Annotated in this window: 9 protein-coding genes; all 9 read right to left on the bottom strand. The window is 25.4% G+C overall.

All coding sequences use genetic code 11. The annotated features are described in order from the left end of the window. The coding region (locus MBBAR_RS03305; RefSeq protein WP_143746125.1) for a beta strand repeat-containing protein at nt 1–2,716 on the bottom strand (2,716 nt) is incomplete at its 3' end. Between the two features lie 314 nt (nt 2,717–3,030). Next, nucleotides 3,031–3,522, bottom strand: a complete 492-nt coding sequence (locus tag MBBAR_RS03310) for a YfcE family phosphodiesterase (protein ID WP_080459849.1) — start codon at nt 3,520–3,522, stop codon at nt 3,031–3,033. A 160-nt stretch (nt 3,523–3,682) separates the two neighbouring features. Further along, nucleotides 3,683–3,922 carry a hypothetical protein gene (locus tag MBBAR_RS03315; protein WP_080459850.1) on the bottom strand — a complete coding sequence of 80 codons (240 nt, stop codon included), beginning with the start codon at nt 3,920–3,922 and terminating at the stop codon, nt 3,683–3,685. A 205-nt stretch (nt 3,923–4,127) separates the two neighbouring features. After that, nucleotides 4,128–5,036, bottom strand: a complete 909-nt coding sequence (locus tag MBBAR_RS03320) for a CBS domain-containing protein (RefSeq protein WP_080459851.1) — start codon at nt 5,034–5,036, stop codon at nt 4,128–4,130. Between the two features lie 558 nt (nt 5,037–5,594). Further along, the gene (purF, locus tag MBBAR_RS03325; protein ID WP_394334520.1) at nt 5,595–7,052 is read right to left on the bottom strand and encodes an amidophosphoribosyltransferase; all 1,458 of its coding nucleotides are present in this window, start codon (nt 7,050–7,052) and stop codon (nt 5,595–5,597) included. A gap of 711 nt (nt 7,053–7,763) precedes the next feature. Further along, nucleotides 7,764–9,245: a hypothetical protein gene (locus MBBAR_RS03330; protein ID WP_080459853.1), complete on the bottom strand. Its 1,482-nt coding sequence runs from the start codon at nt 9,243–9,245 to the stop codon at nt 7,764–7,766. Nucleotides 9,246–9,573: 328 nt separating this feature from the next. Next, on the bottom strand, nt 9,574–9,762 hold the full coding sequence (locus MBBAR_RS03335; protein WP_225370704.1) for a 50S ribosomal protein L37e: 189 nt from the start codon (nt 9,760–9,762) through the stop codon (nt 9,574–9,576). 397 nt (nt 9,763–10,159) lie between these two features. Beyond that, the gene (locus MBBAR_RS03340; RefSeq protein ID WP_042704005.1) at nt 10,160–10,396 is read right to left on the bottom strand and encodes an LSm family protein; all 237 of its coding nucleotides are present in this window, start codon (nt 10,394–10,396) and stop codon (nt 10,160–10,162) included. Between the two features lie 285 nt (nt 10,397–10,681). Beyond that, entirely contained in the window at nt 10,682–11,317 is a 636-nt protein-coding gene (locus MBBAR_RS03345; RefSeq protein ID WP_158082515.1) for a TMEM175 family protein, read from the bottom strand. Between the last annotated feature and the right edge of the window lie 142 nt (nt 11,318–11,459).

Here is an 11,459-nt window from a genome sequence, read left to right on the forward strand (position 1 = left end):
CCACGACGTAAAGATTACCATCAATAGTAACATTAACACCAGTTATACCAGTAAAATTATCCAACTGACCAGAAATAGTAACATTCTCACCAATATTAACACTAGAAGGAACAACAACTATACTAGAATTAGTACTATTCCTTAAAACTTCAAAACTAGTACTATTACTAAAACTAGTATAATTCTCATTACCAGTGAAACTAACAATTACTGTTATATTACCTGTTTTGTTAGTTGTGTAATTAAGATTCCAACCACCAGTACCATTAACAGAAATATCTGTGTAAAGATTACCATCAATAGTAACATTAAAACCAGTTATACCAGTAAAATTATCCAACTGACCAGAAATAGTAACATTCTCACCAATACTCACAGGATTTGGATTAACAATAATAGTAGAATTAGTACTATTCCTTAAAACTTCAAAACTAGTACTATTAATAAAAGCAGTATAATTATCATTACCAGCATAAGTAACATTAACAGTTATAGTTCCTGTATGATTAGTTGTGTAATTAAGACTCCAACCACCAGTAGAATTAATAATAACATCATCATAAACATTACCATCAACACTAACAGTCAAAGAATCAGAGCCATTACCAATATAACCAACAAGCTCACCAGAAATAGTAACATTGTTGCCAATATTCACAGGATCTGGATTAACAATAATAGTAGAATTAGTAGCTAATGGGTCATTAAAAACTACATTATCATTTACATTATCTAAAGTAGCAGCTAAAGTTTGAGTGCCAGTTGTAGCTGTTGCATTATAAACAAAACCATCATCACGACTACTATTAAACTTATCACCATTAAAAGTTCCATTAACAACAAAATCAGGTAAAAATTCAACACCATCATTATTAAGCGTAGTATTCAAAACTAATAACATAAAACTAACATTATCACCAGAATGAACATCATCTAAACTAGATGTATTAGTAATATTCAAAATATAATGATTAAGAGTATCAACACCCAAAATTTTACCAGTTATATTATTAACACCCCACCAATTAAAATTAAAACTACTATTATCATTAATATTAGTGAAATTCACACCCACAGGAGCAATAATCCTATTATATTCAACAGTAGCATTAACATGAGCATCAGGATAAAAATCAGTAAAATTCAAACCAGCACCATGAGCAATGATATTATTACCACGAATAATAAGATCAGTCACACTAACATTATTACCACCATAGAAATAAAAACCATCACCATAAGTAGCATTAATAGTATTATTCAAGAAATTAAAATCCTTAAAACTACCACTACTGAAAGAAACATAAACACCATAATTATCACAAGTAATATTGTTGTTGGCAAAGGTTATATTGGTGTTGTTGGTGGTGTATGCCTCCAGATCAACACCACGGCCGAATGTTGCTCTGATGTTGTTGTTGACTAAGGTTATATTGGAGTTGTTGCTGGATGAATACAGATAAACACCATGTGCTGTTCCTGTGATGTTGTTGTTGGCAACGGTTACATTGAAGATGCTGCCGTAGACCAAATAAACACCACGTTCTATTACTGTGTCTGTGATGTTGTTGTTGGCAACGGTTACATTGATGTAGTGGCTGTATCTTAGATCCAGATGAAAACCATAGCCTGATTTTCCTGTGATTTTGTTGTTGGCAAAGGTTATATTGATGTAGTTGCAGGTGTTGCTGGATGCATCCAGATAAAAACTATTTAATGCTGATTCTGAGGCGATGCTGATTATGTTGTTGTTGGCGAAGGTTATATTGGCGTAGTTGATGTTGGATATAGGCAGATAAACACAATAGGAACGTGATGTGATGTTGTTGTTGGCAAAGGTTATATTGGAGTTGTTGCTGACGGATGTAGACAGATAAACACCACGGGAACTTCCTGTGATGTTGTTGTTGGCAAAGGTTATATTGGAGTTGTTGCTGCCGGATACACTCATATAAACACCATCGCCGGATGTTGCTCTGATGTTGTTGTTGGCAAAGGTTATATTGGCGTAGTTGCTGTCGCCTCCACTTTTAAATATAAAAACACCATAGTCTGTTCCTGTGATGTTGTTGTTTTCAAAAATCAAATTAGCAGCCATACTATAACGTAAGTATACACCAGAAGAACCATCAGTTATATTATTACCACTAAATAAAACATCAAAAACAGACATATCATACATATAAGTGTTACCGAATAAAGAAACAGCACCATGATAATCAGTAGATATACTGGATTTAATAATATTATTCTTAATAATAACGCCTGTTATAGGATTGGCACCACCACTACTATTTAAACCAATACTAACATTAGAAGTAGTAATATCATTATCACTAATAGTCAAATCACTACAATTAGATTTTATAGCTGTAGCATAGCCACTAATAGTTAAATTAATAATCTTTACATTAGTAGCAGTAATATTAAACAAAGTACCACTAGATGTTGTGAATTTAGCACCACCACGGTTTTTACCAACAATAGTAGCATTACGACTAATATTAAGCTGACCCCAATCATTATACGTACCATCATCAAAACTAATCAATAACTCATTATCATTATCATTATTAATAACATTTTGAAACTGTTGAGTAGTATTAGCTGTAGTAAAATTATGATTAGCTGCACTAACACTAGATAAAGCTAAAAAGATAAATAAAACACATATAACAAAAATAATTGGCTTAAAAAATTTATTTATTGTAAACATTTTCGTTTTTCACCTCATGATTCAGTATATAAAAATACAGCACAATGAGAACACTCACTACGCCACAATAATTTATAATATAAAAAAACTACTATAAAAAACTTCCTATTCAGAAACAAAAAACAACCCAAATGCCATTAAAAGAATAAAAAAATTAAAAACTAAAAAATGATAAATAAGACAAAAATAACTTATATGAATGAATAAACACAGTAAAAAGAAAAAAACAATAGCTACCCCCCCCCCCCCACCTTTAAATTAAAATTAAAGGAATATTAAAAATAATTAAAAAAAATGAAATTTTCTATAACATCTTATTCTGATGTGATTTTTTTCATTTCAACATCTAATTCATTATTTTCAAATTTTAATATCATTACAGTAGGAATACTAAAAATTGGTGCTGTAGGGCTTCCAGGGTTTAAAAGAAGAATATTATCAATTCTTTCAATTAATGGTTGATGAGTATGTCCACTAATTAAAACATCTACACCAAGTTCTTTTGCTAAATAATATAACTGCTGTGTATCTCCTTTTGGATGAACTTCACCATGATTAACCCCAATTTTAAACCCTTCAACAGTTCTTATAATAGTTTTTGGAAGATCTAAACCATATTCTCTGTCCCTATCTCCTTGAACAGCTAAAACTGGAGCAATCTTTTCCAAATCTTTTTTAACATCCATAGAAGCTAAATTCCCAGCATGAATAATAAGATCCACACCTTCAAAAATATTCAACACTTCTAACGGCAATTTACTTACTTTATCTGGAATAAAGGTATCTGAAATCAATCCAATCATCATAAACTAATCAATCCATTTTATTATAATATTAAAGAGAGAAAACTCACTCCTATTTTCATAATTTTAATTAGTTGTTTCTACTATAAATAATAACCTTATAAAATTAATCTTGATTATTCTATAAATATATAGTTATAAATATTCTATGAATATAATCTAATTATAAAGTAATTTTAAATCTTATTTCTTCAAATGATGGAGAACAACAAGGATCAATATGAGAAGAATTTATTGAATAGTTTTTAAAATTTCCAAAAAGAGTTTTTAATTCATTTAAAACCTTTTCAATGTTTTCATCTTCATAAATTCTAATTGTAGCAAGAAATCTTGGATCTCCTGATAAAATAGGTTTTATATTATTATTTTGAAGAATTTTAATTACTTCATTATTAATATCCATTTTAACCACTTATAACCATAATATTAAAATATCTTATAAAAAATCAATTTTTTGGTAGATAAACCTTATAAAAATCATTAAGTTTACCTATAAAAAAATAGAGAATACCATAGTTTACCTATAAAAAATAGATAATACCATTTTTCAATAATATAATTTTAAAAATGATTTATTAATTTAAAAATGATTTAGTATTAAAATTGAATTACTTGTTTAATTTAATCAATGGAAAATCTTCTAAGTTAGTAATTGAATTTACAACATCAGTTTTTGTAACAATACCAACTGGAATTCCATCATCATCAACCAAAATTAACCTACCAATATTTTTATTATACATAGTTTCAACAGCATTAGCTACCCTTAAATTTTGATTAATAGTAACAACGTCTTTTTGCATAATATCTTTAACAGTTAAAGACTCTTTAGATTGAGCTAATGCCCAAACAATATCACTTAAAGTTAAAATTCCAATAATATTATTATTTTCAATTACAGGAGCTCCATCAATAACTTTTTCAGATAGAAGCATAGATGCCTCTTTAATAGTATCATCAGGATTTAAAAAGACTAAATCTAATGATGCAATCTCTTTAACAACTTTTTTAGGAATACTTCTAATAGTAGTTGTATCTAAAAGAAGTATATTATCCATATCATCCCTACCAACGATTTCTCCAATAATCCCCAAATTATTAACAGGAGTTGGACCAATACGAACAGTATCTCCTAGATTTAAATCTTTAATACTACCTAAAACTTTTATAGCTGCTTCACATTCCCCAGGATTTGGAATACTAGTAAATTCAATTTTAGCTACTGAAACTCCTTCAACAGGATTTCCTTCCTTAAACATTGGAACATTAGACTCATTGTCAGTCACCGAAATATTTAAAGTATGATAAGCTTCAATAGTAGGTTTATATCCTCCACGAGGACCAGGAACTCCCTTAACTAGACTCAAACTCCTTAAAGATTGCATTTGATTACGTATAGTCCCAGGATTCCTATTCATAACCTCAGCTATATCTTCACCTTTTATAGATTTTCCATCGGAAGTTTGATACAAGTTGATTAGTGTTTGAAGGATCTCTTTTTGTACAGATGTAAGCATTTTTGCCACCAACTATTCCATTTTATTTTTAAAAGGTTTTTCTGTTTAATATATCAATATAACAAATATTTTACCTAACAAATATTTTAACATATTATTTTTTAACATAATATGTGTTTTAACATAGTATGTTTTAATATAATATGTTTTAATATACAAATGAATTTATCATTAATATTGATTATAAAATATATAACTTAGTTATATAAATAGCTATTGTTTTTATAAAGAAAAAATTGTATTAAATAAGAATTTAATTACAATAATAAATTGTAAATAAAATAATAACTACAAAAATAAAGTAATAACTTTAAAAATCTAATAAAAATAAAATAAATTATAAAAAATCATAAAAATAAGGATTATAAAAATAAAGATTATGAAAATAAAATTCAAATAAATAGAAATAAAAATAGAATAAAATAAAAATAGTAATATAAAAATAAAAGATAAAAATATGAATAAGATCAATAAATTGAACAAGAAATGCATAAAATAGAATAAAATAGAATAAAAATAGAAATTGAAATGAGAATAACAATTAAATAAATATAAAATCTAAAATTTATAATAACTCTCTACTTCTAAATCACTAGGAATTTCAGTAGGATAATTCTCATTTATACAACCTAAGCAAAGTTCCTCGGCCGGAATTCCAATTGAATCAACAAGATCATCAACAGAAATATAACCTAAAGAATCAACACCGAGTTTTTCCTTAATCTCCTCAACAGAATTATTAGCTGCAATCAACTCATCTTTAGATGCCATTGCTACACCATAATAACAAGGAGCTATAACAGGAGGGCAACCGATCATTAAATGAATTTCTTTTGCACCAGCTTCTCTTATAATCTCTATCAGAGATTCAGAAGTAGTTCCACGAACAATACTATCATCAACAAGAACAATTTTTTTGCCTTTAAGTTCAGAAACCAAAGGATTCATCTTTAACTTAACAGCTAATTCTCTCTCTTCCTGAGTAGGCATGATGAAAGTTCTACCAACATATCTATTTTTAATAAGACCTTCACCATAAGGAATTCCAGAAGCTCTAGAATATCCAATAGCTGCAGGAATAGAAGAATCAGGAACAGGCATTACAACATCAGCATCGATTGGAAATTTATCAAACAATGCATGACCAATATTGAGTCTAACTTGATAAACATTCTTTCCATCGATAGTACTATCAGGTCTTGCGAAATAAACATATTCAAACATACAATGAGAATTTTTAGTTTTATCAGCTTTAGAAATTATATGAGAATTAATCTTATTATCTTTAAAATAAATAATTTCCCCAGGTTTAAAATCACGTATAAATTTAGCTCCAATAACATCAAAAGCAACAGTTTCAGAAGCTACAATGAAAGTATCATCTTTTTCAGCAATAGCTAGTGGTTTCATAGCAGCTGGATCACGAACAGCATAAAGATCACCATTAACTAAAATAACAAGAGAATAAGAACCCATAATTATATTAGATACATTTTCCAAGGTTTCAATCATATCAGAAGTTTTTAAAAACTCCCTCTTAATAAGATGACATAAGATTTCAGAATCAGTATCTGAAGTAAACTCAACGCCTTCAGCTATTAATTCTCTTCTTAGTCTACCAGAATTGATTATATCCCCATTATGAGCTATAGCAATACTAAAATCATTAAAAGTAGTCACAAATGGTTGAGAATTTTCAAATTTTGATTGACCAGTAGTAGAATATCTTACATGACCAATACCAACTTCACCATTTAATTCATTAATAATGTCACCTTTAAAAGCATCAATCAAAAGACCCATACCACAGTGATGGTTTAAACCATTTTTATCACCATAAGTGTCTTCATTAATATTATCACTATTAAAAGTCGCTATTCCAGCAGATTCTTGCCCTCTATGCTGTAAAGCGTGCAAACCATAATAAATAGAAGATGAAACATCTATAGAAGAATTTTTAGAGTGGATACCCACAATACCACATTTATCTTTCAAATCACAATCTCCGTAGATTATTTAATAATTATCTGATTATTTAATTGTCTGATTATTCAATTATTAATTATTTAAATATTAATTATTTAACTATTAATTATTTAACTAATATTCTATTATTAATTATCTAGTTATTATCTAATAAATTAATGAAAATTATTAATTAATAAAAAATATCAATTAATAAAAATTAATTATAAAATATACTATAAAATATATTCAAAATTATTATAATAAAAAATACTATAATAAAAAAATATCAATTAATAAAAATATTATAAAATATAATTAATAAAAATATTATAAAATATAATTAATAAAAGAATATTATAGTATAAAAATTATTATAATATACTATTTTTATTTTTCTAATATAAATATTTTTAAGATTATTCATTAAAGTTATTTAATTTAGTTATCATTTTCATACAATATTCCACATTTACATATAATAATTTTAATATAATAAACAATAGATACAAACTTAAAAAGCAAATAGAAACTTAAAAACCAGCTGAAAACTTAAAAAAAACTGTCAAAATGAGGATGACTCATAATTACAAATTCAATGAACAAAAGTCTAAATTTAGAAATATTTTTGAACAAAATATTATATAATAAAATTTTTTAAAAATTATTCATTTTAGTATATATACTAATTGAACAAAAATAATTGTGAGTCGACCTCAAAATTGAAAATAAAGAAAAAATAAAAAATAAAAAATAAAAATATTAATCCCAAAAATTCTGAAACTGATCAGTTATATCATAATCAGCATCATCATCACTCTCATCAACATCATATTGATTATTATTTTTATCTTTTATATTACTATTTTTATATTTATCATAGCTACTTTCTTTATATCTATTTTCACTAGGAACTTCATCATACCTATTCTCATTATTTATATTATCCTCGTATTTATCCTCATCATAGTTATTATCTTTATTATGATGGTTATTACTACCATTTCTATTCTCATTATAGTTATTATCATCATATTTATTATTAGACTTATCAATATACTTGTTATCATGACTATTTTCAAAGTTATTTGAATTAACATTATTCTGGTTATAACCAGTGTTCTCATTATTCTTTTTATAGTATTTTATAATTTCTCTTTGAAGTTCATCATTATCATTTTCAACAAATATTAATGCAGTTTTAACAATTTTAAGCCAATCAATTGCATCTTCCTTAGAAATAGCTCCAATATATCCCTGACCAACAATTATATTTTCAGGACTAAATTTATTAGTAGCTATAACCACCTTTTCAACTTCATCATCGGTTAAAGTAACATTAAAAACATCAACCCACAATTCTGTAATTGGGAAAACTTCTAACAAATCTTTAGTATGAATATTAGAATATCTAGATTTAAAATCAGTGAAATCAAGTTTAATTTCATCAATATGGTCATTTAGATCTTTAATTTCATTATTTAACTCAAAATTTTCATTTTTAAGTTGATTAATCTCTTTAACAAGCATATCATTTTCAAGGGATACCTTTTCATTTTCATCTTTTGACTTATCAAATTCAATGCCTAACTTAAGAAGTTCTGATCTAACCTGATTAATATTAGTTATATCAAAAATAGAAGCAAGCCCTGCTCTAATAATTGAATTTTTAATCTCATTTTCAACATTTTTTATATCAGTTATCTCAATATCCCTAGCTTTTGGAAAGCTTAAATATTCAACATAATTAAAATCATTCTTTAAAGCATTGTAAAAATTTGAAAATGAATTTTTTCCATTTTCATCAGAATGAGTAGCTATAAGAATAATATCTGCACCTAAAACAGCATTTTTAGCTATTTCAACATTCTGTGTGGTAATAATAGAAGAAATAATAATATTAAAATCATCAAATAAGTTTATATTTTTTATAGCTTTTGATAGGAATTCTGAATCTTCAGGTCCATCTACAATAATCCTAACATCAACTGGTTTTTGATCATCACTTTCATCAATTTTTTGATTGTTAATTTGAGAAATACTTCTATTATCATTAGAATTTTTATTATTAAAATCAAAATCAGACTTATTGTTATTTATCTTAAAATCAGAAAATTTATTATTAACTTTAAAATCAGAATTTTTAGACTTAATATCTGATGAATCATAATCTTTAGATTCAATATTTTCATTATTAATAGTTTGGATTATATGACTAATATTATCCTGATTATCAAAATCCATTTAATCGACCATATTTTTAATTATATAGTATGCTATTTAAATAATTAATATAACTATTTAAATCATTAGTATACCTATTTAAATATTATTTTTTATAATATAAATAGGTTTTTTATTAAAAATTAAAATATTAAGATTTTTAAAATAATCAAAGAATAAAAATACCAATATAAAAAAAAAACTCAAAAAAACATTATAAAAAAGGATAATTAAAAAAGAATAATTATAAAAAATAAATTAAAAAATATATTGAAAAATAAATTAAAAATAAATTAAAAATAAATAGATATTAAAGAATATAAATAAAAATAAATTAAAAATAACTAGATTATCTTAATCTTTGACCAGTTATTGATTTTTTATTTTGCCAGCTGTAACTTCTGATTCTTTTAGATTTTCCGAATCCACAAGAAGCGCAAACTTTTTTACGGACATGGTAAGCATTTCTTCCACATCTTCTACAACGTATATGGGTCTTTTTATTCTTTTTACCCATTGAAGGTGTTCCTTTCATTATTATCTCCTCCTTACCTCAATTAATTACACTGATTATATTATATGCTTAATGATATACTTGATAATCAAAATAAGATAGAATTAACTATCTATAGAAAAACTGTAAAGTCATTAACTTAAAGCTAAAACTAAGTAAATTTATTAGAATAATTAAAGTAACTTACTAATGTAAGATATATATAGCTCAAGCTAATATAATTCTAAAATATAAAATACTTATATAAACAATGAAAATTATACAAACTTTTTATCATTATAAAATTTGATTAAAGTTGTATATAAATGTTCATGTATAATAATGTGATAATATAAAGACGATCTTATATAATTATATTTACTAATAATAGCTATAAATAACAAATAGCTATAAATAGCAATCGAAAAACTAAGTCGAAAAACTAAGGTGAAATATAAACTATATTATCTCCTCTAATAAGAACAGTTCCAAGTCTTCTTGTAACTTCTCCTTTTTCTAGCTCTTCAGCATCATTAAGAACTAAGTTCATATGTAAGTCGAAACTTTTTAGTATTCCTCTGAATTCTCTATCTCCTTTTAGTTTTATTAAAACTGGAGAGTTGGTTGCTTTTCCTAATGCATCAAGTGGTCTTTGAACATAACCTTGTTGTCCGCTCACGTTAATCACCTATTAAATATTATACCATATTAATTATAATTTAATTTATATTTAAATTTAACTATTAAATAGCTATAAAATCATCTAATTTTGATAGTATCCATATTTATAGAATATAATTGAATATTTTTAATTCTATTAAATATCAATCTCTAAAAAAGCTTTATAGATAATTCTTTTATTCTTAATTATTTAATATAATTGTTATTTGTTGTTAAGTTATATATAAAGATTTTGATTATATAAATATAGTCTTTTTAGAATAATTAATTAGTTAATATCCTATTATTTATCAGATTTAATATAATCTGGAATTTTAACTATAAAATTATCGATAAATAGTAAAAAATAAATAATACTACTACCAGATGGGAAAAAATAGGATAAAATCAAAGCTATGAATGCGATTAATGGGAAAAAAAGTGCAGTCCTCTTTTTATAATTATAATCTTCAAAATCACTGAAAAATCCTTTTTTATCTGCATAAATATATTGAGACAACAATAAGATACCAATCGATAATAAATTTATATGAAATAAATATCTAAAAATTGCAAATTCTGCTCCAAAATCACTGATCAATGGATATGTAACAGGAACTAAAACAACAAACATTAAAATTAATAATGTCAACCACATGAATATTTTATCCATCTTCTCTAAATTATGAAGTAAAAATCTTATCTCAATCCAAATAGATCCTAAAATTAAAAAACAAAGAATAAATAAAAATAAATCAATCGTGAAACCCTGTAAGTATGAATTCAATTGGAGCATTGAAATCAATTCATTTTTAAGTGGAACATGAATAGCTAAAACTAAAATTGTCATAGCAACAGCAAAAATTCCATCTGTAATAGCTTCAGCACTAGCTGTAGATACAAAATCTCCTTCATCGGTTTTCTCAAAAATAGTTTTCATAATTTCACTCATATAATTTTTTATAAATTAAGATAAAGATAAGTTACAATAATAATCCTATTTAATCTTATATACTCCTATATAATCCTCTTTTAAATAAATATAATTAATGTAATAAATATATAATAAATGTATTAATAAA

It is taken from the genome of Methanobrevibacter arboriphilus JCM 13429 = DSM 1125 (assembly GCF_002072215.1).
Taxonomy (GTDB): Archaea; Methanobacteriota; Methanobacteria; order Methanobacteriales; family Methanobacteriaceae; genus Methanobinarius; species Methanobinarius arboriphilicus.

Excerpts from the sequence above, each read along its gene's own strand:
- MBBAR_RS03310 (WP_080459849.1), bottom strand. The coding sequence starts at position 3,522 with ATGATGATTGGATTGATTTCAGATACCTTTATTCCAGATAAAGTAAGT.
- MBBAR_RS03315 (WP_080459850.1), bottom strand. The coding sequence starts at position 3,922 with ATGGATATTAATAATGAAGTAATTAAAATTCTTCAAAATAATAATATA.
- MBBAR_RS03320 (WP_080459851.1), bottom strand. The coding sequence starts at position 5,036 with ATGCTTACATCTGTACAAAAAGAGATCCTTCAAACACTAATCAACTTG.
- MBBAR_RS03330 (WP_080459853.1), bottom strand. The coding sequence starts at position 9,245 with ATGGATTTTGATAATCAGGATAATATTAGTCATATAATCCAAACTATT.
- MBBAR_RS03345 (WP_158082515.1), bottom strand. The coding sequence starts at position 11,317 with ATGAAAACTATTTTTGAGAAAACCGATGAAGGAGATTTTGTATCTACA.